The 26,676-nt window shown below is 69.9% G+C and carries 24 protein-coding genes; 14 read left to right on the forward strand and 10 right to left on the reverse strand.

The annotated features are described in order from the left end of the window. Positions 1-78 precede the first annotated feature (78 nt). Positions 79-471 (forward strand): YchJ family protein, encoded by a 393-nt coding sequence (locus ACF3M1_RS00450; RefSeq protein WP_394002895.1) that lies wholly within the window; start codon positions 79-81, stop codon positions 469-471. Between the two features lie 303 nt (positions 472-774). Beyond that, the gene (locus ACF3M1_RS00455) at positions 775-2,001 is read left to right on the forward strand and encodes a lytic murein transglycosylase (RefSeq protein ID WP_394002897.1); all 1,227 of its coding nucleotides are present in this window, start codon (positions 775-777) and stop codon (positions 1,999-2,001) included. A gap of 362 nt (positions 2,002-2,363) precedes the next feature. On the opposite strand, the gene ACF3M1_RS00460 is transcribed toward ACF3M1_RS00455, so the two are convergent. Together ACF3M1_RS00460 and ACF3M1_RS00465 are read right to left on the reverse strand one after the other, a co-directional pair. Further along, the gene (locus ACF3M1_RS00460; protein WP_394002899.1) at positions 2,364-2,885 is read right to left on the reverse strand and encodes a hypothetical protein; all 522 of its coding nucleotides are present in this window, start codon (positions 2,883-2,885) and stop codon (positions 2,364-2,366) included. A 52-nt stretch (positions 2,886-2,937) separates the two neighbouring features. After that, a complete protein-coding gene (locus ACF3M1_RS00465) occupies positions 2,938-4,035 on the reverse strand; it encodes a LysM peptidoglycan-binding domain-containing protein (protein WP_394002901.1) in 1,098 nt (365 codons plus the stop codon). Between the two features lie 85 nt (positions 4,036-4,120). Here ACF3M1_RS00465 and ACF3M1_RS00470 point away from each other — a divergent pair, with 85 nt between their 5' ends. Next, positions 4,121-4,402 (forward strand): hypothetical protein, encoded by a 282-nt coding sequence (locus ACF3M1_RS00470; RefSeq protein ID WP_394002903.1) that lies wholly within the window; start codon positions 4,121-4,123, stop codon positions 4,400-4,402. A gap of 118 nt (positions 4,403-4,520) precedes the next feature. Here ACF3M1_RS00470 and ACF3M1_RS00475 read toward each other — a convergent pair whose 3' ends face one another. Further along, positions 4,521-4,964 (reverse strand): I78 family peptidase inhibitor, encoded by a 444-nt coding sequence (locus tag ACF3M1_RS00475; protein ID WP_394002904.1) that lies wholly within the window; start codon positions 4,962-4,964, stop codon positions 4,521-4,523. Between the two features lie 167 nt (positions 4,965-5,131). Between ACF3M1_RS00475 and ACF3M1_RS00480 the strand changes: the two genes are divergently transcribed. Next, positions 5,132-6,778, forward strand: a complete 1,647-nt coding sequence (locus ACF3M1_RS00480; RefSeq protein WP_394005318.1) for a M28 family metallopeptidase — start codon at positions 5,132-5,134, stop codon at positions 6,776-6,778. A 210-nt stretch (positions 6,779-6,988) separates the two neighbouring features. On the opposite strand, the gene ACF3M1_RS00485 is transcribed toward ACF3M1_RS00480, so the two are convergent. Then, positions 6,989-7,303, reverse strand: a complete 315-nt coding sequence (locus ACF3M1_RS00485) for a hypothetical protein (protein ID WP_394002906.1) — start codon at positions 7,301-7,303, stop codon at positions 6,989-6,991. 196 nt (positions 7,304-7,499) lie between these two features. On the opposite strand from ACF3M1_RS00485, the gene egtB reads away from it, so the two are divergent. From egtB to ACF3M1_RS00505, 4 genes are read left to right on the forward strand one after another with little or no spacing between them, the layout of a single operon-like run. Further along, positions 7,500-8,795: an ergothioneine biosynthesis protein EgtB gene (gene egtB / locus ACF3M1_RS00490; RefSeq protein WP_394002908.1), complete on the forward strand. Its 1,296-nt coding sequence runs from the start codon at positions 7,500-7,502 to the stop codon at positions 8,793-8,795. Further along, positions 8,792-9,775 carry an L-histidine N(alpha)-methyltransferase gene (gene egtD, locus ACF3M1_RS00495; protein ID WP_394002910.1) on the forward strand — a complete coding sequence of 328 codons (984 nt, stop codon included), beginning with the start codon at positions 8,792-8,794 and terminating at the stop codon, positions 9,773-9,775. The genes egtB and egtD overlap by 4 nt, the downstream gene beginning before the upstream one ends. Positions 9,776-9,780: 5 nt before the next feature. After that, positions 9,781-10,065, forward strand: coding sequence for a DUF3253 domain-containing protein (locus tag ACF3M1_RS00500; protein WP_394002912.1), 285 nt, complete (start codon positions 9,781-9,783; stop codon positions 10,063-10,065). Positions 10,066-10,098: 33 nt separating this feature from the next. Continuing rightward, positions 10,099-10,740, forward strand: a complete 642-nt coding sequence (locus ACF3M1_RS00505) for a DUF938 domain-containing protein (RefSeq protein WP_394005319.1) — start codon at positions 10,099-10,101, stop codon at positions 10,738-10,740. 54 nt (positions 10,741-10,794) lie between these two features. Here the strand turns inward: ACF3M1_RS00505 and ACF3M1_RS00510 are convergent, their stop codons facing one another. Then, complete coding sequence (locus ACF3M1_RS00510; RefSeq protein WP_394002914.1) at positions 10,795-14,502, reverse strand: indolepyruvate ferredoxin oxidoreductase family protein; 3,708 nt, start codon at positions 14,500-14,502, stop codon at positions 10,795-10,797. Positions 14,503-14,698: 196 nt separating this feature from the next. Between ACF3M1_RS00510 and ACF3M1_RS00515 the strand changes: the two genes are divergently transcribed. Further along, complete coding sequence (locus ACF3M1_RS00515) at positions 14,699-15,334, forward strand: tetratricopeptide repeat protein (RefSeq protein ID WP_394002916.1); 636 nt, start codon at positions 14,699-14,701, stop codon at positions 15,332-15,334. A 98-nt stretch (positions 15,335-15,432) separates the two neighbouring features. Here ACF3M1_RS00515 and ACF3M1_RS00520 read toward each other — a convergent pair whose 3' ends face one another. From ACF3M1_RS00520 to ACF3M1_RS00530, 3 genes are all read right to left on the reverse strand, one after another. Then, positions 15,433-16,566 (reverse strand): peptidoglycan-binding protein, encoded by a 1,134-nt coding sequence (locus ACF3M1_RS00520; protein WP_394002917.1) that lies wholly within the window; start codon positions 16,564-16,566, stop codon positions 15,433-15,435. Positions 16,567-16,613: 47 nt separating this feature from the next. Beyond that, entirely contained in the window at positions 16,614-17,201 is a 588-nt protein-coding gene (locus ACF3M1_RS00525; RefSeq protein WP_394002919.1) for a hypothetical protein, read from the reverse strand. An 83-nt stretch (positions 17,202-17,284) separates the two neighbouring features. After that, positions 17,285-18,268 (reverse strand): IS30 family transposase, encoded by a 984-nt coding sequence (locus tag ACF3M1_RS00530; protein ID WP_394000548.1) that lies wholly within the window; start codon positions 18,266-18,268, stop codon positions 17,285-17,287. Between the two features lie 494 nt (positions 18,269-18,762). On the opposite strand from ACF3M1_RS00530, the gene ggt reads away from it, so the two are divergent. After that, the gene (ggt, locus tag ACF3M1_RS00535; protein ID WP_394002921.1) at positions 18,763-20,478 is read left to right on the forward strand and encodes a gamma-glutamyltransferase; all 1,716 of its coding nucleotides are present in this window, start codon (positions 18,763-18,765) and stop codon (positions 20,476-20,478) included. A gap of 65 nt (positions 20,479-20,543) precedes the next feature. Further along, complete coding sequence (locus ACF3M1_RS00540; RefSeq protein WP_394002923.1) at positions 20,544-21,605, forward strand: hypothetical protein; 1,062 nt, start codon at positions 20,544-20,546, stop codon at positions 21,603-21,605. Positions 21,606-21,614: 9 nt separating this feature from the next. Here the strand turns inward: ACF3M1_RS00540 and ACF3M1_RS00545 are convergent, their stop codons facing one another. After that, entirely contained in the window at positions 21,615-22,364 is a 750-nt protein-coding gene (locus ACF3M1_RS00545; RefSeq protein WP_394002925.1) for a hypothetical protein, read from the reverse strand. Positions 22,365-22,512: 148 nt separating this feature from the next. Between ACF3M1_RS00545 and ACF3M1_RS00550 the strand changes: the two genes are divergently transcribed. Then, a complete protein-coding gene (locus tag ACF3M1_RS00550) occupies positions 22,513-23,331 on the forward strand; it encodes a hypothetical protein (RefSeq protein ID WP_394002927.1) in 819 nt (272 codons plus the stop codon). A gap of 571 nt (positions 23,332-23,902) precedes the next feature. On the opposite strand, the gene ACF3M1_RS00555 is transcribed toward ACF3M1_RS00550, so the two are convergent. Continuing rightward, on the reverse strand, positions 23,903-25,387 hold the full coding sequence (locus tag ACF3M1_RS00555; RefSeq protein WP_394002929.1) for an AAA family ATPase: 1,485 nt from the start codon (positions 25,385-25,387) through the stop codon (positions 23,903-23,905). 113 nt (positions 25,388-25,500) lie between these two features. Between ACF3M1_RS00555 and ACF3M1_RS00560 the strand changes: the two genes are divergently transcribed. Both ACF3M1_RS00560 and ACF3M1_RS00565 read left to right on the forward strand, forming a co-directional pair. Next, on the forward strand, positions 25,501-26,133 hold the full coding sequence (locus ACF3M1_RS00560; protein ID WP_394002931.1) for an AAA family ATPase: 633 nt from the start codon (positions 25,501-25,503) through the stop codon (positions 26,131-26,133). A 58-nt stretch (positions 26,134-26,191) separates the two neighbouring features. After that, complete coding sequence (locus ACF3M1_RS00565; RefSeq protein ID WP_394002933.1) at positions 26,192-26,668, forward strand: SixA phosphatase family protein; 477 nt, start codon at positions 26,192-26,194, stop codon at positions 26,666-26,668. The last annotated feature ends 8 nt before the right edge of the window (positions 26,669-26,676 follow it).

Raw genomic sequence — 26,676 nt, forward strand, 5'->3', positions numbered from 1 at the left:
GCGGGCGGGCGCTGCCGGGGGCTTGCACGGGCGACCGCACGCATCGCACGCACATCCGCGTGCAGGCACACTGACGGCATGTCATCGGTCTCCGACGCCTCTGCCTGTCCCTGCGGCCGCCCGCAGTCGTATGCCGCGTGCTGCGGCCCGCTGCATGCCGGTGCGCCGGCCCCGGATGCCGAGGCCTTGATGCGCTCGCGTTATTGCGCCTACGTGCGCCGCGACGCGGACTATCTGCGCACGAGCTGGCACAGCCACACACGTCCGTCCGTCATCGATTTCGATGGGCCGCAGCCGGTGTGGCTGGGTCTCGAGGTCAAGTCCGCTCGCACGCTCGACGCCGAGCATGCCGAGGTCGCATTCGTGGCGCGGTATCGCATCGGTGGTGGCAGCGTCGTGCGCATGCGCGAGCACAGCCGCTTCGCGCGCGAGGACGGGCATTGGCGCTATGTCGACGGCGACGTGGACTGAGCCAAGCCGTCGACGGCCGCGTGGCGCCGTGCAGCGCCCGTCTGCAGAGCGCAGCGTCCGCGTCGCCCGCGCGCGGTCGTACCCGTCGCTCACCTCCATCGTGACGCGCCCACGTCGTCCGGACCACGCCGACGCAGCCACCGCGGCATCGGACTCCGGCACACGCCGCAGGCGAACCGCCGCCGCGCGCGGACGCATCGCCGCGCGCGCGTCTGACCGCGTCATGAAAGCGGCCGGCCGGCGATGCCCGCGATGCACGCGACCTCAGGCACAGTGAGCGGCCGATCTCCAGGAAGCCCCCGCATGACGCACCGCGCCCACCGTCTCGCCTTGTCCGCGTTGATGACGTTCGCCGGGGTGGCCGCGGCGCAGACCGCGCCGCCGCCGGCCGATCCGGCCGCGTTCGCGCGCTGCCTCGACGGCATCCGCGGCGATGCGGCGAAGCAGGGCATCCCGGCCGACGCCTTCGCCCGCCTCACCGGCGATCTGCAGCCGGACATGAGCGTGCTGCCGCTACTCGACTCGCAACCCGAGTTCACCACGCCGCTGTGGGATTACCTCGCGGGCCTGGTCGACGAGCAGCGCGTCAGCGAGGGCCGCGCGATGCTCGCCGAACATCGCGACCTGCTCGCGCGCGTGTCGGCCCAATACGGCGTGGATGCCGAAACCGTGGTCGCGGTCTGGGGTGTGGAAAGCGATTACGGCCGCATCTCCGGCAAGCGGCCGCTGCGCGTCTCGCTGGCGACGCTGGCCTGCAACGGGCGGCGCCAGGCCTTCTTCCGCAGCGAATTCGTCGCGCTGCTCAAGCTGCTGCACGACGGCGATCTGCGCGACCCGCACACCACCGGCTCGTGGGCCGGCGCGTTCGGGCACACCCAGTTCATGCCGAGCACCTATGCACGCATCGCGGTCGACTTCGACGGCGACGGCCGCCGCGATCTGGTCGGCAGCATTCCCGATGCACTGGCCTCGACCGCGAACTATCTCAAGCGCGGCGGCTGGCAGACGGGACGCCCCTGGGGTTACGAAGTGACGCTGCCTGCAGGCTTCGAGGTCGCCCAGGCAGGTCGCACCAGTCGCCGCACCGTGGCCGACTGGACGGCGCGCGGCATCGCCCGTGCCGATGGCGGCGCGCTGCCGTCGGGTGACGCGCGCGCGGCAGTGATCGTGCCGACCGGCGTACGCGGCCCGGCCTTCATCGTGTTTCGCAACTACGACGCGATCTATTCCTACAACGCGGCCGAGAGCTACGCGCTGGCGATCGCGACGCTCGCCGACCGGCTGCGCGGCGGCGGCGGGCTGAAGACGCCGTGGCCGACGGATGATCCGGGCCTGTCACGCGTCCAGCGCCGCGAACTGCAGACACTGCTGCTCGCGCGCGGCCACGACATCGGCGAGGTCGACGGCATGATCGGCACCGCGACGCGGCGTGCGATCCAGGCCGAGCAGCGTCGCCTCGGCCTGTCGCCCGACGATGGGCGTGCCGGCCAGCGCATCCTCGGCGCACTGCGCGGCAACACGTCGAACTGACGGGTGCGACGCCGTGCGCCGCTCGCGAGCGGGCGTGGCGATCCGCCAACAGGGGCCGGCGAGGGTGGCGGCCCTCGCCGAACATGCGTCCGGCATCGCGCCGGCCGCACTTGCGAGCGCGTGTACGGCCGATCCGGCCGCCGGTTCGTGGGGCCGATCTTGTGATCACGCAGGTGCACCGGGCCGAAATCAGGGCGTGCAGGCTTGGCTGCGCACCCCACTGAAGTCGGCACCCACCGCGCGCCGCGCCTGGACGGTCGCGGTGCGCGTGCTGTCGTGCTGTCGTGTTCGAGCGCGACCGAAACGTCCAAGGGTCGCCCCGGCGGATCGTCAGGCAAGCCGGCGCCGGGCGCTGGCTGCGATCAGGATGTCGCGACCCGCCGGTAGGTGCCGGCCAGATCGGCGCCCATCGCGCACTGCGCGTAATCGGTCTCGACCGTCGCGACGTCGCCGTTGAGCACGATCGTCACGGTCGCCGGTTCGCGTGCCAGATCGGCCTCGGTCAGCGAATTCAGCGTGCCCTCGAACGGCACCACGTCGGCGGCGATCCGGCCGTCCGCGAGCGGACCACGTGCCTCGAGCTCGCAGTCGGCGGCAGTCGCGGCGCCATTGGGCACCGCGCCACCGCGGAGTGCGATATGCCACTGGCCGTCGCCTGCGTCCGACAGCGCCAGCGTGGCGGGCGCCGGCGACGTCGCCTCGTAACGCCCTGCCGGCGACGCGGCAGAGGCCGCGGGCGTCGTCGCCGGTGCGGCGCTCGCGACCGGCTCGACGGTGGTCGGCGTGGTGGCCGGGTCGGGCGCCGCGGCCTGGCAGGCCGCGACGGCGATTACCAGACAGGCGCCTGCCAGACGCAGGCTACGGCGCATCGGATATGCGGTCATCGGCATCTCCCTCGGAAAGCCCGAGCTTAGCGAGGGCCGTGTGGCCGCGGCATCACTGCGCGGCATCCAGCATCGCCAGCGCGTCGGCCCGTTCCTCGACGAAGCGATTGGCGACACTGGCCTGGGTCGAGGCCGGCGAGCTGCTGAAGTACACCAGGTTGCCGTCCGGGCCGCGGCGGCCGCGCTCGGTGTAGATCGCATCGATCAACGCCCGGTCGTAGGCCACGCCGTCCTCGGGCGTCACGCCCTGCGCGGCGACGTTGCGGACCGCATTGGTGATCGCGTTCGTGGTCGGGCCGAGCTGCACGGCCGTCGACCAGACCGCGTCCTGCACGGCGTTCGAACGGGTGGCCACGTCGAGGCCGGTGTTGGTCTCGACGCGCGCCGCCTGCACGTCGTGATGCGTGCGCTGGATGAAGGCGTGCTGTGCATCGGCGAAGGCCTGCGGCTCGCGCGCGGCGATCTCGCGCCAGATCGCGCTGAAGCCTTGCGTGCCCGGCGCGGCGCCGCCGAACTCGGCCGCCCACGCGCTGCCTTCGTTGGCCAGGAACTCCTGCGGCCGGCCGCGGTTGGTCGCGAGCTGGTAGCTGCCATAGGACACGCCGCCCGGGTCGCCCTGGCCGGTCGATACGGTGCCCGGACCGCGGCCGCCGGTCTCGTACTGCTCCGACAGCTGGCCCAGGCGGTGATCGACGTCGTTGGCGGCCGGCGGCGCGGCGTCGATACCGGGGACCGTCGGCGCGGTGGAAGGCGGTGTCGATGGCGCGGACGGCGCCGGCGCGCCTGCACCGGGCAGCGCGATCGTCTGGCCGATCTGGATCTGGTCTGGATTGCGGATCTGCGGATTGGCCGCGAGCAGCGCCTGCACGCTGGTGCCGTTGGCCACCGCGATGCCCGACAGCGTGTCGCCGGACCGCACCGATACCGCGCCGGCGCTGGGGATCTGCACGGTGTCGCCCGGATAGACCACGTCCGGATTGCGGATCTGCGGATTGGCCGACAGCAGGCTGCCGACATCGACGCCGTAGCGCTGGGCGACTGCCGACACGGTGTCGCCGTAGTCGATGGTGTGCGTGCGCCCGGCGGGCGGCGCCTCGCGCCCCGTCGACGACAGGCTGTTCGTGGAGGAGAGAGAGTCGATCGCGGTCATGGCAGGCACCCGGGCGCTAGGACAGGCCACCAGCCTGGCGCGCCGCGCGCGTCGGATCACCCCGGAGCGACCCTAGGTGGCCCACTTGAATGGCCCCATCGGCGGCATGGATGTGCAGAACTGGAACCGCGATCACGCCAGTCGATCGCGGCGCGCGGCGCGCGCGCTGACTGCGACGCGGGTCTGGCTCGACATGCGCCCTGGTCCATTGGCACCAGCATCACCCGGATACTGCGTTTCGATCGTCGCCATCCGGCGGGGCGCCGGCACGGCGATGGGCGTCCGCGCTACCGATGTCGGCGTCGATGCCGATCCGCTGTGCGCGAGCCGCACGAGCCAACTTGGGGACGCCGGCATCAGACGGTGACGAGCGCCGTGCCTGAGATGCGTGGGGCACACGCCGAGAATCGCAGCCGGCGTACACCGGCACGCGTCGCACGATCGAGACCCTGCCCGACCGCGCGCGGCGCGGTCGGGAGGAGGCGTCAGCCGCAGCGGAAGCCGGTGATCGTGCCGCCGGCGTCGAGATCGATGTTCAGGCGGTCTTCGCGGAAATCCATCGTCGCGGCATCGTTGGGGCCGAGGGCGCGATACGACTGCGCGCCGGCTTCCTGCATCGCCTTGGCGTAGACCGCTTCGCTGCCGGCCTGGCCGATCAGGCCCTGCACCGCCTCGGTGTCACACGGGGTGACGGCGGCGCCGGGGGCATCCGGCGTCATCGGCGCATTGCCGGATTCGCCGATCTCGGTCTGTGCGGATTCGGTTTCGATCGCGCTGCCGGCGCCGGTGTCGGCATCGGCGACGCCGCTCGCGGGCGGCTCCTCTTCGAACGCGTCATCGTGTTCGGGCGCACAGGCTGCCAGTGCGAATACCGGAACCAGGGCCGCGGCGAACAGGGCGCGGGACAGCGGGCTGAGGGGGCGGGGCATCGCATGCTCCTGGAAGTGGGGACCGCGGCCACTGTAGCCGCTGCCGGTGGGAGCGACCAGTTGCGGCATGATGCGGAACCCCTTCACCGGAGGCTCCGATGCGCCGTCCCCTGTCGCTGTCCATTCCGCTCGCGCTGTGTCTGGCCGCGTGTGCCTCGCCGTGGGCGATGCCGGATCCGCCCGCCGCCGCGATGGCCGATGCGCCGCCTGCGTTGCCCGGCGGCGGCATCCGCGCCGATCATCTCGCGCGCCATCTCTCGGTCCTGGCCTCGGATGAATTCGAAGGCCGTGCGCCGACCACCGAGGGCGAACGCCTGACCGTCGAGTACATCAGCCGCCAGTTCGCCGAGGCCGGTCTGTCGCCGGGCGGCGACGCCGGCGGCTGGACCCAGGCAGTCACGCTGGAACGCAGCCGCATCGAGGGGCCGGTGACCGCACGCGTGCATGCCGGCGGCGTCACGCGGCCGCTCGCCAACGGCGACGACATCGCGGTGGAATCGCTGCATCCGGGCAGTGGCGTCGATCTGGCAGGCGCGCCGCTGGTGTTCGCCGGCTACGGCATCACCGCGCCGGAGCTCGACTGGGACGACTACGCCGGCCTCGACGTGCGCGGCAAGGTGGTCGTGGTGCTGATCAACGATCCCGATTTCGAGGCCGACGTTCCCGGCCGCTTCGGCGGGCGTGCGCTCACCCTGTACGGCCGCTGGACCTACAAGTACGAGGAAGCCGCGAAGCGCGGCGCGGCCGGCGTGCTGATCGTGCACGAGACCGCGCCGGCCTCGTATCCCTGGGCCACGGTGCGCAACGGGCGCGCGGGGCCGCAGTACGACATCGTGCGCGCCGACGCCGCCACGCATCACTTGCCGATGCGTGGCTGGATGCAGCACACGGTCGCGCGCCAGCTGTTCGCCGATGCCGGCCTCGATTTCGACGCCGAAAAGCGGCGGGCACAGACCGCGGGCTTCCGCGGCGACGCGCTCGGCGACGCGACGCTCGACATCGCGTTCCGCGTGCAGCGCGACCGGGTGATCAGCCACAACGTGGTCGGCGTGCTCGCCGGTGCGACCCGCCCGGACGAGACCGTGGTGCTGTCCGGCCACTGGGACAGCTTCGGCATCGGCCAGCCGGATGCGAGCGGTGACGCGATCATCAACGGCGCGGTCGACAACGCGACCGCGATCGCCTCGCTGATCGAACTCGGCCGCGTGTTCGCCGCCGGTCCGCGCCCGGCGCGCACGCTGCAGTTCATCGCGCTGACCGCCGAGGAGAACGGCCTGCTCGGCGCCACCTATTACGCGGCCAATCCGTTGCGCCCGCTCGAGACCACGGCGGCGGTGCTCAACATGGAGATGTGGAGCCCGGACGGCGAAACGCGCGACATCTCGTCCTGGGGCGATGGCCGGGTGTCGCTGGAACGCGACCTCGCCGACGCGGCGGCGGTCGACGGCCGGGTCCGCTCACCCGATCCGAATCTCGAGGCCGGCCTGTTTTACCGTGCCGACCACTTCGCCTTCGCCCAGGCCGGAGTGCCGGCGATCACCATCGGCCCGGGCATGGACCAGCTCGACTGCGGCGTCGCCGGCGGCACGGCCGCGCGAGCCGACTATTTTGCGCATCGTTACCACCAGCCCGGCGATGCCTTCGATGCCAGCTGGGACATGGCCGGGCCGACCGCGGACACCCGCACGGTCTACCGCCTGGCCCACGCGCTCGCGAACACCGCTGCCTGGCCGCAGTGGCAGCCCGACAGCGAATTCCACGCACGCCGCGCACGCAGCGATGCGTCGCGTACGGCCGAGCACGGCACACGCTGAGCGCTGCGGCGGGGCCGTGCGGACGCGTCGTCCGTAGGGCATGGAAGTGACCGATGCCCAGCGCATCAGCACGCAATAAAAAGCCGCCCGTCGGGGGACGGGCGGCAAGAACCGGTCGGAGAGAGAGAGGGGCACGCAGCACGCATGCGCCGAACCGGTGGGAGCACGTGACCTCGACGTCTATGCGTCAGGTCGGTAACGCGTTGTGGATCAGGTCTGCGCCGGCGGCGTCGTGGTCGGGTCGGTCGGCGGCTGGGTCTTCGGATCCATCGGATCGGTCGGCGGCATCGTCGGATCGATCGGCGGATTCGGATTCATCGGGTCCGTCGCCGGGGGCGCCATCGGGTCGGTCGGCGGCGGCATCGTCGGATCCGCGGGCGGCGGGGTGGTCGCCGGATCGGTCATCGGCGCAGGCGTCATCGGCGCGGTATCGGTCGGCGGCACATCGCTCGGCGGCGTGTCGTTGCTGCAGGCGGTCATCGCGAAGGCCATCGCGGCCATCAGCGGGAAAGCGATCTGTCGCATGCGTTCACTCCTTGCGGGATTGGTGACCAGTGTCGACCGCGGTGCGTAGTCCCGGCGTCGTCATTCGCGTGCAGATTCCGTTATCCAAGCGGCCGAGCGGCCGGCGCTGCGGAAACATTCAGCCAGATGCCGCAGGCGCGAGTGCGGCGGCGCGGCGGCTAACGGCGCCGTCACGTACGCGGTCTACCCTGTCGCGATGGCGACGCACGCACCCAGTCCGGCTGACGCTCCTGACGCGCGACCGGAGCGCGTCGAGGCCCTGGCCACCCGTTTCGATACCGTCCGCGCCCACAGCGCGCACCTCGCTGCGCCGATCACCGCCGAAGACGCGATGGTGCAGAGCATGGAAGACGCGAGCCCTGCGAAGTGGCATCTCGCGCACACCACCTGGTTCTTCGAACGGTTCGTGCTGGCCGAGGATCCCGGGTACCGCCCTGTCGATGCCGCCTGGGACTACCTGTTCAACAGCTACTACCAGAGCGTCGGCCCGATGCACGCGCGGCCGCGTCGTGGCCTGCTGTCGCGGCCCACGCTGGCGGAGGTGCTCGGGTATCGCGACGAGATCGAGCAGCGCATGCGCGCGCGGCTGCGCGCGGGCACGCTCGATGCCCATCGGCTCGACGTCGTCGAGCTGGGCCTGCATCACGAGCAGCAGCACCAGGAGCTGCTGATCACCGACATCAAGCATGCGTTCTGGAGCAATCCGCTGGCGCCCTCGTATCACGCGATGCCGGCACCCGATACAGGCGATGCCGCGCCGCTGCGCTGGCTGGCACGCGAGGAATCGATCTGCGAAATCGGCCATCCCGGCTGGCCGGGCGCCGACGGATTCGCCTACGACAACGAATCGCCGCGGCATCGTGTGCTGGTGCCTGCGCATGCGCTCGCCAGTCGCCCGGTCAGCAACGCCGAATACCGCGCCTTCATCGCGGACGGCGGCTACCGGACCCCCGGCCTCTGGCTCAGTGCCGGATGGGCGCGGGTGCAGTCGGACGGCTGGGCACGGCCCCTGTACTGGGACGACGATGCGGCGCAGGAATTCACGCTCGCCGGCTGGCGTGCACTCGAGCCCGGCGCGCCCGTCTGTCATCTGAGCTACTACGAGGCCGACGCCTACGCCCGCTGGGCCGAGGCGCGCCTGCCGACCGAGTTCGAATGGGAGCAGGCCGCGTCAGGACTGGCAATCGACGGCCACTTCGCCGACGCCGGCCATCTGCATCCGCGTGCCTCGACGGCCGGTGCCGGCCTGCAGCAGATGTTCGGCGACGTCTGGGAATGGACGTCGAGCGCCTATACCGCTTACCCCGGCTACCGCCCGTGGCCCGGCGCCCTGGGCGAATACAACGGCAAATTCATGGATGCGCAATGGGTGCTGCGCGGCGGAAGTTGTGCCACGCCCCCCGATCACGTCCGCGCCAGCTACCGCAATTTCTTCCCCTCCGATGCGCGCTGGCAGTTCGCCGGGCTGCGCCTTGCCAAGGATTCCGCATGAATGCCGCCACCGCCCGCGCGCGGGCCCACGCCGCCCTGACCGACCTGCGCCCGCAGCCCGACGACATCGCCGCCGATGCGATTGCCGGCCTGACGCGCTCGCCGCGGCAGCTGCCGTCGAAGTATTTCTACGATGCCGAAGGCTCGCGGCTATTCGAGGCCATCACCCGCCAGCCCGAGTACTACCTCACCCGCACCGAACTGGCGCTGCTGGAATCGACGATGCCCTCGATTGCCCAGGCGGTCGGTCCGCGACTGCACGTCGTGGAATTCGGCAGCGGCAGTGGCCGCAAGACCGAGCTGTTGCTCGGTGGCCTCGAGGACACGGTGGCCTACACGCCAATCGAGATCTCGCGCACCGCGCTGATGGACAGTGTCACCCGGCTCGGCCAGTCGTTTCCCGACATCGAGATGCTGCCGGTCTGTGCCGATTTCACCCGGACCGTTCCCTTGCCCGCGGCGGGGCAGCGGCCGCATCGCACGCTGGTGTTTTTCCCGGGCTCCACGTTGGGCAATTTCGACGAGGCCGACGCCGTCCAGTTGCTGACCTCGATGCGCGGCACGATGGGCGACGGCGGCTGCGCATTGATCGGCATCGACCTCGACAAGGACCCGGCGATGATCGAGGCCGCCTACAACGATCTGGCCGGGGTCACCGCGGCGTTCACGCTGAACCTGCTGGCGCGGCTCAACCGCGAGATCGGCAGTGACTTCGATCTCGACGGCTTCCACCATCATGCGGTGTATTCCCGCGAGCGCATGCGCATCGAAACCGCGCTCGTCAGCGACCGCGCACAGACGGTGACCATCGGCGCGCGGAGCTTCGCGTTCGCAGCCGGCGAGGCGCTGCACGTCGAGATCAGCCAGAAGTACACCGACGCGTCGTTCGCCGAGCTCGCGGCGCGGGCGGGTCTGCGCGTGACCCACGGCTGGAACGACCGCACCGACGCGTTCGGTCTGCGGCTGCTGCAGCCGGCCTGAGCCGCGTGCCGCCGGACCCGGCGCGCATCGCCGACGCGATCCGCGCGCTGCTCGCGCAGCGCGCCCGCGACGCGTCGATCTGTCCGTCCGAGGTCGCGCGCCGCATCGGCGGTGCCGACTGGCGGCGCGCGATGCCCGAGGTGCGCGCGGCCGCCCGCCAGCTGGCCGGCGATGGTGTCCTCGTGATCACGCAGGCCGATACGGTGCTCGATCCCGCCCTGCCGCCCATCGGGCCCATCCGGCTGCGCCGCGGCCCGGCCTGGCGCGACGACGCGGCCACGCACGACTGATCGACCGCGGTCGCGTAAGGTGCGCCGATGACGATGCCCCTCTCCACCTGTCTTCCGGATTCGCCGCCGCTGCCCGCGTCACCGGCCTGCGAGCGCAATCGCGCGCCGATCCTCGACGTGCTGAGCACCGCGTTCGCCACCCGGCAGCACGTGCTCGAGATCGGCAGCGGGACCGGCCAGCATGCGGTGCACTTCGCGGCGGCGATGCCCTGGCTGCAGTGGCAGAGTTCCGACCGCGCGGGCCAGGACCTGGGCCTGGCACGGCGGCTCGCCGATGCCGCGCTGGCGAATGCGCCCGCGCCGCTGGATCTCGACGTCGCGCGTGGGCCCTGGCCGGTGCCGGCGGTGGACGCGGCACGGTTCGATGCCGCGTTCACCGCCAACACGCTGCACATCATGGGCTGGGACGCGGTGGAGGCCTGCTTCGCCGGGCTCGACACCGTGCTCGCCGACGACGCGACACTCGTCGTCTACGGCCCCTTCAATGAAGGCGGCGCCTTCACCAGCGACAGCAACCGCGACTTCGACGCGATGCTGCGCGCGCGCGATCCGCACTCGGGGCTGCGCGATCTCGAAGCGGTGGATGCGCTCGCTGCGCGCATCGGCCTGCGCCTGCAGGACGATGTCGCGATGCCGGCGCACAACCGCTGCCTGGTCTGGCGGCGCCGGCGCTGATCCCGCATCGCGCGTCCGCTAACGGACGCGCGTGCCGCAACCGGCAAGTCGGCTTCAGGCCGCCTGCACGATCCGCAGCGGATTCGCCCATTCCTTGAGCAGCTCGGCCTCGCGGGCTTTTGCCGCGTGCAGGTGTGCTTCCTTGACGTGGCCGTAGCCGCGGATGTGTTCCGGCACGCTGGCGATCTCGGCGGCGAGATCGACGTTGCCGCCGTCGAGCCCGTCGAGCAGGCCGCTGACAGTCGCCTCGTACTCATTGATCAGGCGACGCTCCATCTTCCGCTCCTCGGTGTAGCCGAAGACGTCGAAGGTGCCGCCGCGCAGGAACTTCAGCTTCGCCAGCACGCCGAAGGCCTTGAACATCCACGGGCCGTATTCGCGCTTGATCAGCTCGCCCTTGTCGTTCTTCTTCGCCAGCAGCGGCGGCGCGAGATGGAAGTGCACGCGGTAGTCGCCCTCGAACTGCTGTTCGAGCTTCCGCCGGAAATCGCCGCTGGTGTAGAGGCGCGCGACTTCGTACTCGTCCTTGTAGGCCATCAGCTTGAACAGGTAGCGCGCGGCGGCTTCCGACAGCGCGGTCGAACCCGGCGCCTTCGTCTGCTCGGCGCTGCGCACGCGCGCGACGAAATCGCTGTAGCGCGTCGCGTAGGCGGCGTCCTGGTACTCGGTGAGGAAGGCGCTGCGGCGCGCGACCACTTCGTCGAGCGAGCGCGACAGGCGCACGTCGTCGAGCGGCAGGAAGGTGACGTTGTCGTCGGCCCCGTGCGCCGGCACGTGGCGCAGGTCGGCCTCGTTGCGGGTCACGCGCGGCGCGGACGTCGCGCCCCATTCGCTGGTTTCCCATTCGCCCGGCGGCAGCACCGGCAGCTCGTGCACCGTGCGCTCGGCGGCGGTCGGCGCATTGCGCACCAGGCCGGCCGCGGCGCTGACCGCGTCGAAATCGACGACCGCCAGACGACCCCAGGCGAACGCGGTCTTGTTCATCTCGACCGCCGCGCCGTTGAGTTCGACCGCGCGCATGATCGCGTCGAACGAGATCGGCACCAGGCCGCGCTGCCAGGCGTAGCCGAGGATGAAGAGGTTCGCTGCGATCGCATCGCCCATCAGCGCGGTCGCGAGCTGGGTCGCGTCGATCTGCAGCGGCGCCTTGCCGCCGAGCGCATGCTGGATCGCGGCGACGATGTCGGCCGCCGGGAACTGCATGTCCGGACGCGTGGTGAACGTGCCGGGCATCGCCTCGTAGGTGTTGAGCACGACCTGCGAACGGTCGCCGCGGATCTTCGACAGCGTCCAGTAGTCGTTGACGACGACCATGTCGCAGCCCAGCACCAGGTCCGCCTCGCCGGCGGCGATGCGCACCGCGTGGATGTCGGCCGGGGTCTTCGCGAAGCGGATGTGCGTGGTCACCGCGCCGCCCTTCTGGGCAAGGCCGGTCTGGTCGAGCACGCTGGAGCCGCGGCCTTCGAGATGCCCGGCCATGCCGAGCAGCGCGCCGATCGTCACGACGCCCGTGCCGCCGACGCCGGTGATCAGGATGTTCCAGGGCTGCGAGAGATCGCTGGCGAACGTGGGATGCGGCAGGTTGGCGAGCTTCTCGGCTGCCGAGACTTTCTTGCCCTTGCGCGGCGCACCGCCGTGCACGGTGACGAAGCTCGGGCAGAAGCCTTCGACGCAGGAGTAATCCTTGTTGCAGTTGCTCTGGTCGATCTCGCGCTTGCGGCCGAACTCGGTGTCCTTGGGCAGCACCGACACGCAGAACGACTTCTTGCCGCAGTCGCCGCAGCCTTCGCAGACCAGGGTGTTGACCATGACCCGCTTCTGCGGATCGGCGATCTTGCCGCGCTTGCGACGGCGGCGCTTCTCGGTCGCGCAGGTCTGGTCATAGATCAGCACGCTGGTGCCCTTGACCTCGCGCAGCTGCTTCTGCACGGAGTCGAGGTCACGACGGTCGTGGAACTCCACGCCCGACGGGAACAGCTCGCGCTTGGACCACTTGCCGATGTCGTCGCTCACCAGCGCGATCACGTCGACGCCCTCGCTGCGCACCTGGTGCGCGATCTGCGGCACGGTCAGCGTGCCGTCGACCGGCTGGCCGCCGGTCATCGCGACCGCGTCGTTGTAGAGGATCTTGTAGGTGATGTTGACGCCGGCCGCGACCGACTGGCGGATCGCCAGCGAGCCGCTGTGGAAATAGGTGCCGTCGCCGAGGTTCTGGAACACGTGCGGCGTATCGGTGAACGCCGACTGCCCGCACCAGGTGACGCCTTCGCCGCCCATCTGGGTGAAGGTGTCGGTGTCGCGGTCCATCCACGTGACCATGTAATGGCAGCCGATGCCGGCCAGCGCGCGCGAGCCTTCCGGCACCTTGGTCGAGGTGTTGTGCGGGCAGCCCGAGCAGTAGTGCGGCACGCGCGGGAACTGCGCGCGGGGCAGAGCGAGCTCGCCTTCCTTCGCTTCCATCCACTGCAGCACGTCGTGCATCTTCTGCCGCTCGCTGCCGTCATTGGGCAGGTAGCGCAGGATGCGGCGCGCGATGACGCCGGCGATCGTCGCGGGCGTGAGTTCGCCGGTGCTCGGCAGGATCCACGCGCCGCTCTCGTCGTACTTGCCGACGATGCTCGGGCGCGCGCCCTCGAAGTTGTAGAACAGCTCCTTCATCTGGCCTTCGATGAAGCCGTGCTTCTCCTCGACGACGAGGATGTCCTGCAGCCCGCGCGCGAAACTGCGGATGCCGACCGGCTCCAGCGGCCAGGTCATGCCGACCTTGTAGACACGGATGCCGAGCGCGCGGCACGCGGCTTCGTCGAGGCCGAGATACTCGAGCGCGGTCAGCACGTCGAGGTAGCTCTTGCCGGTGGTGACGATGCCGAAGCGCGCGTCGGGCGTGTCCAGCACCATGCGGTCGATGCGGTTCGCGCGCGCGAACGCCTGCGCGGCCTTGACCGCGTAGCGGTGCAGGCGCATCTCCTGGTCCATCGGCGGATCGGGCCAGCGGATGTTGAGGCCACCCGACGGCATCTCGAAATCATCAGGTGTGACGATTTCGAGCGCGAACGGGTTCACGTCGACCGACATCGACGATTCCACCGTTTCGGCGATCGTCTTGAAGCCGACCCAGCGGCCGGTGTAGCGCGACATCGCCCAGCCGACCAGACCCATGTCCAGGATGTCCTGCACGCCGGCCGGGTTGAGGATCGGCATCATCGCGCTGGTGAATTCGCCTTCGCTGCCGTGCGGCAGCGTCGAGCTGCGGCAGGCATGGTCGTCGGCGGCCAGCGCCAGCACGCCCCCGTGCTTGCCGGTACCCGCGGCATTGCCGTGCTTGAACACGTCGCCGCAGCGGTCAACGCCGGGGCCCTTGCCGTACCACATCGCGTAAACGCCATCGACGTTCGCGCCGGGGAACAGGTTGGTCTGCTGCGTGCCCCAGACCATCGTCGCGCCGAGGTCCTCGTTGAGGCCGGGCTGGAACTTCACGTTGGCCTCGGCGAGATACTTCTTCGCGCGCCACAGCTCCAGGTCGAAGCCGCCGAGCGGCGAGCCGCGGTAGCCGGAGATGAAGCCGCCCGTATTCAGGCCCGCCGCCGCGTCGCGCAGGCGCTGCATCAGCGGCAGCCGCACCAGGGCCTGCACACCGGACAGGTAGATGCGTCCCTCGGTCCGCGTGTACTTGTGGTCGAGCGTGTAGTCGGTATCAAGTACGCCATTGGTCAGGCCGATATCGGCTGAGGCGGGCGAGGAGAGTTCGGCGGTGCTGGTCATGACGGGAAGCTCGGGCTTGCGCGCAGGCGCTGGCGGGCGGCCGCGGGATGGGCGCGCGGCATCGGGAAACGGGGGAAAACGGCGCGGATTGTAGCAGCGCACGTCGTGTGGCCCCCGGTGCGGCGGGTCGTACTGGCCGCGCACAGCTACAATCCGCATCGGGAGCGTGTTTGGTTCATACAGGGGGAATCGAGTGATGACGTATTTGCGGCCGGTCTTCGGCCTGGTGATGCTGCTGCTGGCGTCGACGGCCTATGCCCAGCGCATGCCGACGGTGGCCGAGTTCTATTTCGACGACGACGCGCGCGTGGCGACGCCCATCGTGGCGATCGCCGGTGAGGGCGACGAGGTCCACGGGCGACTGCTGCAACTGATCGACCGCAATGCGCGCAATGCCGACCAGGCGCGGGCGCAGCTTGCCCGGGCGCTGATGCGCAGCGGCCGGGAGGAGACCGGGCGCGCGATGTACACCCAACTGCTGGCTGGGCTGGCGGCCCGCGCGCCGATGCGCAGCTCGGTGCACTGGAACTACGGCTGGGATCTCTATCGCGCCGGAAACGCGGACGAGGCCCTGGCGCAGTGGGTGCTCGCGCTCGACGGCCGGCTGGTCAAGCCGTCGTGGACACCGCCCACACTGGCCCTGGGCCTGTGGCGTGCGGACCGGCGCGACGAGGCGGTGCAGTGGTACGCGGCCGCGGTGCGCACCGAACCGCAGGCGTGGAGCGATCCCGCCCGGTTCCCGCAGCTGCTGCCCGACTGGACCGATGCCGAACGCGCCACGCTGACCCAGGTCTTCACCGCCTGGCGCGCGAAACCGCCGGCCTGGCCCTGAGATATCGACACCCTGGCGGCGCGGTCGCGCCTCCAGTGAAGACCGAATCGCCTTCGGCGCGCTGAGACCCTCGCCGGGGCGCACACGGTCCGGCGTCGTCAGCGCTGCGCTGCATCCGGATCGAGCGCGCCGGTCTGCATCGCGCGATCGGGCTCGACAGCCTGCTCAGCGAGCGTGGCCTGGAAGCGACGGCCGAACGGTGTCTCCGTGAAGTCGGCCAATGCGGTGCGGAATGTCGCGGAATCGTCGCCCCGCGCCGCGGCGAACAGGCGATCGAGCGGAGCGATCTGCACCGGGTCCGCGACCGGAGCTGGCGGCGCAGACGCCGCGGGCGCCGCGGGCGCCGCACGCGTCGCGGCCTCGAGCGCGCGGCGGGTCTCGACCCCGACGATGCCATCGACGTCGAGCCCATGGGCCTGCTGGAACGCGCGGACCGCTTCGCCGGTCCGGGTGCCGAACCTGCCGTCATCGTCGAGCGCGCGACCACGCGCGTCATCGAACCCGAGCGCGGTCAGCGTGGTCTGCAGGGTGCGGACGTCTGGACCCTGGTCGCCGTCGCGCAGGGGTCTCCCGGGCGTTCTTTGTGCCGCGAGCGACAGGACGGGAGCATCAGCGGTCCTTCCTGCATGATTTCGCAACGTGTCCGGCTGCGGATCAACTCGCCCTGCACGAAGCTGCTGCTCCACGAAACGAGCATAGCTGTCGAGCATCGGCAGCACCTTCTTCTCCGCATGAGCAAGGCCTCCGTAGTCACGCATAGGCCCATCGTGGTGGTACTTGTAGATATAGGCCTCGCCCTGCCCACGGCGTGTCGCGAGTTCGCGGTTCTCGATAAAGTGCGTGACGAGCGCTTGCGCTTGGGATTCCGCATCAAAGCGGTTCCGGTCGTTGAGGCCGAATGCTTTGCCCGTGTCGTCGATGAACTGACCCAGGCCGGATGCCGACGTCGTACCCGCCGCTGCATCGGGATTGAACCCCGACTCGGTCCGCGCGATCGCGAGGACGTGAGCTGTCTCTCGAACGTTCAAGCCTGCGTCCTTTGAAGCGTTGATCAGAATATCGATCACACGCGACTGCACTTCTGGACTGGCGTCGCCCCAAATTCGGGAGTTTCCCGAAAGCCTTCCTTCCAATTCTTCGATCGGGTCGAGATAATGGCTTCGATTGTGCAGTTGAGAGGTTCGGTAGGCAGCACCTTTGGGCTGGATCATGTTCGTGTGGATTGTCGGCATCCTTGCCACTCCTTGATGCGAATCGGAACTTACTGGGTTACTCGGATTCACCGGGTCGACGTGTTTTCAATGTCGCGGCGCGAAGGAACTTCTGCGTCAGAGGGGCGTGCTCGAGGCGGATAGTAAATATCGGGCCGTTCCAACTGCAGCTGATGAGTCACCTGCGTATAGCCTTCATTGTTCGGATAGAGCGAATCCATCTCTCCGATCATCGGCGGCACACTGTGGTTCAGCGGCCTACCTTCGCGGTCATATACGAAGAACCACTCGCATATGTTGCAGCCGAGCCATGCTTCGCCATACCCGACGACCAAGTACTCGCCACCGGCTGATGATTGGGCGCATCCCATCCCAACGGGGACGAAATCCTCCATTCCGTCTGGCTTCGGGAGTGCTAGCGGTTTATCTCGGGACTGGCTTTGCACGCGAGCCGCCTCGCCATCACCGAGGAGAGCCCACCGCGTCCCGTCACAATGCAGTTCGTAGTGGGGAATAGAGCCGGGCGGCGCATCCGAAGACGTCGTGCCTGCCGAAACGACCTTTTTAGCCGCACCGGCTTCCATTGGAAGCGGGCCTGAACATGCGGCGAGCGGGAACGTCAATGCCAACGCAGTTGCAAATTTGAAGATGTGCATTTCAGCTCCTGTGCGTGATCCGGTCGCAGCCGTCTGTGACGTTCGCCAGCGCCCGCTTGGACCAAATTGATATGCATGGTGAATTAACACGCGAAGTGCACCGCGCCGAGGAGTTCTCGCATTCTTTCGATCGGTGATTTGAACCCATAACGTTTTCTCGGCCGAGAGTTGAGTTTGTGCGCGACGCGGTCGCAGGCCTTCTGTTGGAGACGAGCCAGGCTGCTTCGTTTTGGGAAGTACTGGCGGAGCAGTCCGTTGAAGTTCTCGTTGCTGCCACGCTCCCAGGGGCGATGCGGATACGCGAAGTAGCAGCGTACGCCCGTCGCTTCTTCAAGCGCTTTGTAACCGTGGAATTCGGTGCCGTTGTCCCATGTGATGGTTGCAAACGGCAAGCCGCTTTCCCGGATCAGCCGCAGCGTGGCGCGATTGACGGCTTTGCTCGTTCGATGTGGAAGCGGTGCCACCAAGGCCAAGCCGGAACTGCGTTCAACAAGCGTCAGCAGGCACTGCCGCTCGCAGGCGGGTCCGCTCACCGTATCGCCCTCCCAGTGTCCCGGCTCCTCGCGAAGATCGACTTCCGGCGGCCGCGTGTCGATCATGGGCTTGCCTTGCAGACGGCCGCGCTTTTCCGGGCCCCAGGTGCGCTTTCGGCGTCGCTTTCTGCCTTGACGCAATGCGTCGCGCAGGCCGCCGCCGTGCGCGGAGTCGGCTCGCACATGGCGATAGATCGTCATGTGGCTGATGTTCGCAATGTTGTTTTCGGCCAGCCAACGCGCGATCTGCTCGGGACTCCACTGCTCATGACGAAGCAGAGCCTCGACAGCGGCGTACACCGCTTCGCCATGCTGTCGAATCTGGCGCGAGCGGCGGCGACGACCATTCATGCGCTCCTGGGCTTTGCTTGGCCTGTATGCACCATCCGTCGCAAAGCAGGCGTTGCGGCGGGTCTCGCGACTGATCGTGCTTGGACTTCGCCCCAGGACGCGGGCAATCGCGCGACAGGACATGCCTTGCTGCCTGAGTGCAGACAAGGTGTATCGTTCCTGCTCGGTGAGCTGGTTGTACATGAGGGATCGTCTCTTGCCGGAGTGATCCCCTCCAGTCTGCCAGCTCACCTCTTTAGTTTCGGGCGGCGCGGGTGTTGCACTTACTTTGTTAACTCGCGCATCTAAAAAAAAAGTCCTCGCATCCGCGCTTCATATCGACTCGTCGATCGGGCATGCCGGCCCCGATCAGGCCTGGCCGTCCGTTCCGTGGAATTCCGCCCTTCATTCCTGTGCTCCTGTGCCGCCACCGCGATCGCGACGACAACGCCGCGTGCTGATTGTCGAGCATCGGCCATTCCCGCCGTCGAGGCGAGTGCACGCGTTCGCAGTTCGAGTCACACGTGCGTCGGTGCTTGCCGCGCCGTGATGTCCGGACATCCGCGGGCGCCAGGTATCGCGGCACCCCCTGGATCGCGCCTTCGACGGGCGGCTCGTGAGGAACGGGTCGCCCGACAGCTGACTCCGCGGTCGGCCACGCGCTACTGTGTGCGGCCCGCAGTCCCGGATCCACCGCCATGTCCCGTCTGCTTCCGTCCCTGCTCGCCGTCGCCCTGGTCGGCATCGCGATGTCGCCCAACGCGGCGGCCGCCGACCGCATCACCGGCCAGCCCTTCGCGACCCGCAGCGAGGTCTACGCGCCGCATGCGATGGCGGCGACCTCGCACCCGCTGGCGACCCAGATCGCGCTCGACACGATGAAGGCCGGCGGCAGCGCGGTCGATGCGGCGATCGCCGCGAATGCCGCGCTCGGTCTGATGGAGCCGACCGGCAACGGCATCGGCGGCGACCTGTTCGCGATCGTCTGGGATCCAAAGACCAAGCGCCTCTACGGCTACGACGGCTCGGGCCGTTCGCCGCGCTCGCTCACGCTGGCCGAGTTCCAGCGCCGCGGCCTGACCGACATTCCGTCGCACGGCCCGCTGCCGGTCACCGTGCCGGGTACGGTCGATGGCTGGTTCGCACTGCACGAGCGCTTCGGCGCGCGCACGATGGCCGAGAACCTCGCGCCGACGATCCGCTACGCGCGCGAGGGCCATCCGGTGCACGAAGTCATCGCCTACTACTGGGACCGCTCGGTGCCGCGCCTGGGCAAGTGGCCGGGCTTCACCGAGCAGTTCACGATCGACGGCCGCGCCCCGCGCACCGGCGAGACCTGGCGCAACCCGAATCTCGCGAACACGCTGCAGGCGATCGCCGACGGCGGCCGCGATGCGTTCTACAAGGGCGACATCGCGCGCGTGATCGGCGACTACTTCGCCGCGAACGACGGCTTCCTGTCCTACGACGACATGGCCGCGCACACCGGCAACTGGGTCGAACCGGTATCGACGACGTATCGCGGCGTCGAACTGTGGGAACTGCCGCCGAGCGGGCAGGGCATCGCCGCGCTGCAGATTCTCAACCTGCTGGAACCCTATGACCTCAAGTCCTACGGCTTCGGCAGCCCCGAACACGTGCACCTGTTCGTCGAAGCGAAGAAGCTCGCGTTCGCCGATCGCGCGCGCTGGTACGCCGATCCGGCGTTTCATCCCGCGCCGGTCGAGCGGCTGATCTCCAAGGACTACGCCCGCGAGCGCGGTGCGCTGATCTCGATGGACACCGCGCTGCGCGAAGTGCAGCCGGGTACGCCGAAGCAGCTCGACGAAGGCGACACGATCTACCTGACGACGGCCGACGCCGACGGCATGATGGTCTCGTTGATCCAGTCCAACTACCGCGGCATGGGCAGCGGCATGGCGCCGCCGGGCCTGGGCTTCATCCTGCAGGACCGCGGCGAGCAGTTCGTGCTGCGCGAGGACCATCCCAACGGCTACGCGCCGGGCAAGCGGCCGTTCCACACCATCATTCCCGCGTTCGCGACGAAGGACGGCGAGCCGTGGCTGAGCTTCGGCGTGATGGGCGGCGCGATGCAGCCGCAGGGTCATGTGCAGATCCTGATCAACATGCTCGACTTCGGCATGAACCTGCAGGAAGCCGGCGACGCGCCGCGCATCCAGCACGACGGCTCGACCGAGCCCACCGGCCAGAACACCGCGATGACCGACGGCGGCGAAGTGGACCTCGAAACCGGCTTCCCGTACGAGACCGTGCGCGCGCTGATGCAGAAGGGCCATTCGGTGCGCTTCGCGCACGGCCCCTACGGCGGCTACCAGGCGATCATGAAGAACCCGCATGGCGGCTGGGTGGGCGCCAGCGAATCGCGCAAGGACGGCCAGGCGGCGGGCTATTGAACGGCGTCGGTTCCGTGCGTCGTCGCGGCGACGCCGGTGCGCGTCGCGCGGGTCGCAGTCGAGGCGTGGCCCGGAGCGCGTGTGCACTCGCCGTCCTGTGCTCGGCGCTGGCGCTGGCGTCCGCCCAGGCGCAGGCCCCGTATGCGCGCTTCGACGCCGCGACCGAGCCGCGGACCGAAGCCGCGCCAGGCGACGCTGTGGCGGGCGCGTGGCAGGGCTGGTCGCAACGCAGCGCGGCCGCACTCGTCGCGACCGGGCAGCCGCGCGAACTCGCGTTCGCCGCGCTGCTGCGCGGGCTGGGCGAACAGGACGCGCCATCGCCCGATGAGGAGACGCCCTCACGCGCGGTCTCACCGGCGACGTCGCCGGCCACCCAGGTAGCGGCGTGGCGACAGGCCGCCGCGGCCCGGGCCGGCGATGACGTGCTCGCACATGCACTGCTCGCCGCGACCGGCGATGCGCAGACACGCGTACGCGCCGCGCAGCGCTGGCTGGGTGCCGAACCGCAGAACCTGGCGCCGCTGCTGGCCCGCGGTGGCAGCATCGATGCCCTGCTGGCCGATGCGCGGACTGCGCGCGGGTTCGACCTGCACATGCTGGACCAGCTGCGCTGGATGCAGGCCGCACTGCTGCGTACGCCGGTCACCGCGGCGGAGCGCACCGCCTTCGCCGATGGCGAGGACTTCGTGCCCGACGAACATGCGGCGGTCACGGCCGCCGCGCTGTGGAACGCCGTCGTGTTGCCTGATCTGGAACCGCTGCTGCGCGCCTGCGCGGCGTCGGCGACCCGCGATCCGGCACGCCTGCGTGACTGCCGACATGTCGCCGAGGTCATGGCGAACCGGTCCGACACCATGGTCGGGCACCTGATCGGCGTCGGCCTGCAGGCGCAGCTTGCGGCCTCGCCTGCCGAGCGGGCGGCGGCGCAGTCCCAGGAACGCCGCCTGCACTGGCAGAACCTCGAATGGGGACGCGCCAGCGCCGCGCTGCCGCGGGACGGTGCCGGGCAATTCACCCGTTTGCTGGCGGACGTCACGATCCGGACCGAATCCGAGCTGGTGGAACGCGCACTGCAGGACGCCGGCGTCGCCCTGGACCCGCCCGCGGGATGGCAGGTGCCGCGCTGAGCGGCGGCGTCAAGGCTCCAGCGGATACACGCGCGAGACCTGGCAGCGCGAGCGTGCCCCTGCGGTCGTGTCGCCCAACGCACGCATGAAACCCGCACCCGTGGGATCGGCCGCCTGGCTGGAGCGCGAGAACACCGCGTGGTCGCCGGCGTGCCCGCAGACCACGCCGGTGCCCGTGCCCGACACCAGGCGGAGCGTGTCGGCGCGGTCCGAATCGCATACGCCCTGGAGCTCGATCCGGTAGCGCCGATGGCCGGCGGCCTGCCGCGGCGAGACCTCGACCTCCAGTCCGTCGGGGCCGTCGTGCCAGCTGCGGAGCCAGCGACTGGCGACGCAGTAATCCGGCGTGCCGCGGAAGCCGCGTGCGCGCCGGGCCTGGACCACGACCCGGTCCAGCGTGCCCATCGTCTCGCGCGAGTCCCGCAGCAGCGCGGCGTAGTCACGCGCATCGACCGGCGTCACCGCCGCCACCGGGCACTCCAGGGTGGGCGATCGCACGGCGTCACCGTCTGCGCCACACAGCCAGCCGCCCCAGCCCACGAACGCGGGAGCGCCGTCGTCGAGCACATCGGGGCATGGCCCGGCGAGCATCACCTTGCGGCGATTGCCGGCCGCGTCGCGCAGCAGCAGGGTGTGCGCATCGACCTGATGGGCCTCGGCGATCGCGCGCCCGTCGATGCAATGCGCGGCCGGTGGCTCCCGTCCCGTCGCCGGCAGCGCCAGCACGGCCAACAGGCCCAGCATCCATGTCCGTCGCATCGCCCTGTTCCATCCGCGGTCCGTGGACCGCACCGTACCCGGCCTGGCACGCGACGTCGCTCCACCCTCTGGCCGACGTCCGTGCGCCGGCGCACACTTCGCCCCAGCCGCGACAGCGTGTCGCGGCACAGGGGGACGGAGACATCCGATGGGGATCCAACGCAGTGCCTGCGGCCTGTGCGCCGCGCTTCTGATCGCCGGGGCCAGCGGCCAGGCCGTGGCGCAGTCCTACGGCAATTTCGTGCTGGGTGCCGGCTTCACGCCCGATCCGCAGACCGCGCGCGGCCGCACCGGCGGTGCCACCCAGGCCAACCGCTTCGGTCCGCAGTGCGCCGGCATGATCGACAGCACGCCCGACCACACGATCAAGGTGACCTCGACGCTCGATCTGCAGCTGTCGGTCGACAGCACCACCGACTCCACGCTCGTCGTCGTCGGACCCGCGGGCGTGTTCTGCGACGACGACAGCGGCGGCCAACTCGATGCCCGCATCGATGCGCGGCTGACCCCGGGCGAATACGCGGTCTACGTCGGCCATCTCGACACCGCGGGCGACTACACGCTGACGCTGAGCGAAGGCGCCGGCCCCGCGGCCGGTACGGGTGGCATGTATGCCAACTTCACCCTCGGTGCCGGGTTCACCCCGGATCCGCAGGTCGGCACCGGCACCACCGGCGGCGGCGTCGCCGCGAGTACCTACGGTGGCCACTGCACCGGAATGATCGATTCGACGCCCGATCACCGGCTGACCATCACCTCCACCGTGACCCTGCGTCTGGCGGTGACCAGCACCACCGATTCCAGCCTGGTCGTGCGCGGCCCGGGCAAGGTGCTGTGCGACGACGACAGCGGCGGCCAGCTCGATGCCGCGGTGGTCGACAGCTTCCGACCGGGCGAGTACGAGATCTACGTCGGCCACCTCGGGCAGGCGGGCGAGTACCGGCTGGAGATCAGCGAGACGCGTTGATCCGAGTGCGGGTTCGAGGCTCGCGGCCCGCGTCTGCGCAGGTGCGCGGGTGGCGCTGCGCGCGAACACCCCGGCAGGAGCACGCTTGCGCGCGATGGGGCACCGCGCGAACGGCCTCTTCGCGCGCGAGCGCGCTCCTGCGGGGCAGAGGGCCGGTCGGCCGGCACAGTGAGTTCGCGGGCCCGGCTGCGTAGCGATCGCGCATCGTTACCGACGGCGGCCTATCGCGCAGCGGTGGGTTCACGAATGCTTGCACCCGTGGTCCGCCGTTGGCTTGCCCCCACAAGTTGCGGGTACGCACTCCCGCGGGCCCCAACCTCAATGCCGTACAGCCCCTGTAGGAGCGCGCTTGCGCGCGATGAGGCTTTTGGCGAAGTCCCCTTCGCGCGCGAGCGCGCTCCTACGGGGCAGAAGGTCGGTCGGTTGGCACAGTGCGCTCGCAGGCCCGGCTGTGCAGCGCGTCGAGTTGCTCGCGCATCGTCATCAAAAGCGGGCTAGTGTCGTCCGGCGGGACACCAGCGTCTGCGCACGTGGCGCGCAACTGATGCGCGCTTATTACAGCGGCAACGGGTCAGTCGGCAGGCACCGTGCGCTCGCGCGCCCAGCTGCGCAGGGCGTCGACCTGTTCGCGCATCATCACCGACAGCGGGCGCGTGTCGCGCAGCGATTCGACGACCATCGGCGGCGACAGCGGCGCGCCGGCCGCGTGTGCGGCGTAGAGCGCAGCGACGATCGCCTGTTCGATTTCTGCGCCCGAGAAGCCTTCTGCCTCGATCGCGAGCAGCGGCAGGTCGAAGTCCGCGACGTCGAACCCGCGACGTGTCAGATGCACCGCGAACACCTCGGCGCGCACGTCCGCGCCTGGCAGATCGACGAAGAAGGTCTCGTCGAAACGGCCCTTGCGCAGCAGTTCCGGCGGCAGGTCGTGGACCTGGTTCGCGGTCGCAACCAGAAACACCTTCGACTTGCGTTCGGCCATCCAGGTCAGCAGGAAGCCGAGCACGCGCCGGGAGACGCCGCCGTCGCTGTCGCCGCTCGAGGCCAGGCCTTTCTCGATCTCGTCGATCCACAGCACGCACGGTGCGAGCTGTTCGGTGGAGGCGATCGCCTCGCGCAGGTTGCGCTCGGTCTCGCCGTGGTACTTGTCGTAGAGCGTGCCGAAATCCAGTCGCACCAGCGGCACGCCGAAACCGCCGGCGATGGCTTTCGCCAACAACGACTTGCCGCAGCCCTGCACGCCGAGCAGCAGCACGCCCTTGGGTGGATCGAGACCGGGCGGCGCATCGCCTTCGACGAAGACGCGGCGCCGCTGTTCGACCCAGCGCTTGAGTCGGCGCGCACCGGCGACATCGGCGAAGCCGGCGGTGTCGTACTCGTAATGCAGGTGCCCGCTCTTGTTGAGCAATTCGAACTTGAGTTTGGCCAGCGCCGGCAGATCGTCGTGGCCGAGTGCGCCGTCGACATGGATCAGATGCCGGGTGATCCGACGCGCGTCGCCGAGCGACAGGCCCTGCAGGTTGCGCACGATCTGGCGCACCGCATCGGCGTCGGCTTCGACGCGCCGGCCGCCGTGTTCCTGCTGGTAGGCCGTGGCCTCCTCGCGCACCAGTTTCAGCAGCGCGTCGGCGTCGGGCAGGCGCGGGCGGAAGCGCACGGCCATGGTTTCGAGATCCGCCGGCAGTTCCACCGTGTGGCCCACCAGCACGATCACGTGCGGCAGGCAGTGGCGGCGCTGCACCAGATCGCGCAGCTGGCGCTGGGTGCCGGCATAGCCGAGGTAGGGATGGAAATCGAGCAGCAGGTAGATGCCGCGCTGCTCGGCCTCTCGGATCGCGGCCAGCGTGTTGCTGGCGTCCGGCGCGGTGTCGGTCTCCGATTCGCCGTCGAGGTCGAGCCGGCGCAGGCCCTCGGTGATCGTCCAGCGGTAGAGCGCGCGCCAGACCTGCTGCAGCGACTGGCGGAACAGGTCGACCACGCGCGGCTCGTCCGGCGTCTCGACGACGATCAGCGGCGTGTTGGCGCGGATCAGGGCGGCCAGGTCCTGCAGTTCGCTCATGGGCGCGGGCGGTCGGGAGGGGAGGCCGCGATGTTAACGGGGCCGGACGCCCGCGGTCGCGGCCCGGGGGCCGGCGGTGTACGCTCGACCGATCGCGGACTGCGGAGGCATCGATGAAGACCGTGCTGGTGGCCAGTTCCAAGGGCGGTGTCGGCAAGACCACGCTCGCCACACACCTGGCGGCGCAGGCCGCGTTGGCCGGCGAGGCCACGGTGCTGGTCGATGCCGATCCGCAGCAGTCCTCGACCCGCTGGGCCGAACGCCGCGCCGGCCTCGACAGCGCGGTGCTGCCGATCGACGGCAGTGCGCGCCACCGCAAGGTGCTCGCGGCGATTCCCGACGGCACGACACGTGTGGTCATCGACGCCCCCGCTGGCGCGATGGCTGACGATCTCGACGCCTATCTCGAACAGGCCGACGCCGTGGTGGTGCCGGTGCTGCCGTCGGCGCTCGACATCGACGCCACCGTCGGCTTCCTCAACACGCTGGCCAAGCATCCCGCCGTGCGCCGCGGCCAGACCCGCGTGGGCCTGGTCGCCAACCGCCTGCGGCCGTGGACCAATGCCTCGCAGCAGGCGGTCGCGCTGCTGGAGCAGTGGCCCTATCCGGTGGTCGCGCAGCTGCGCGACAGCCAGGCGTACGTGATGCTGGTCGGGCTGGGCCGCAGCCTGTTCGACTACCATTCGGCCCAGGTTCGCGACCATCAGGCCGACTGGGCGCCGCTGCTGAAATGGCTCAAGAAGTGACCGTGCACGCCCCTTTCCCCCGCGTCGAAGCACGCGCCCGACGAGACCGCCGCCGACCATGCGCGAACTGATCCTGCTCCGCCATGCCCACGCCGATCCGGCGCTGCCCGACCAGCCCGACATCGACCGGCCGCTGTCGGCCGAGGGCCTGGCCGAAGCCGAGGCCGCGGGCCGCTGGCTGCGCGATCGCGGCCTGGTGCCCGACTGCGTGCTGTGTTCGCCCGCGCGCCGCACCCGCGAGACGCTGGAGGCGGTGCTGGGCATCGTCGGCTACGTCGACCAGCGCCTCGAAGACACGATCTACGAAGCCACCTCGGGCACCTTGGCCGCGCTGGCCGACGAGCACAGCGAAGTGGGCCGGCTGATGGTGGTGGGCCACAACCCCGGGCTGGAGCGGCTGGCGGCGTTGCTGCACAGCGGCCAGACCGGTGAATACCGCGGCATGCCGCCGGGCGGCATCGCCGTGCTCGACCTGCGCGACGCGGCCCAGATCGAACCCGGCGCGGCCGAGCTGTCGGCGTTCTGGTGGCCCTAGCCCGGAGC

Source organism: Luteimonas sp. WGS1318, from assembly GCF_043187535.1.
Lineage (GTDB): Bacteria > Pseudomonadota > Gammaproteobacteria > Xanthomonadales > Xanthomonadaceae > Luteimonas.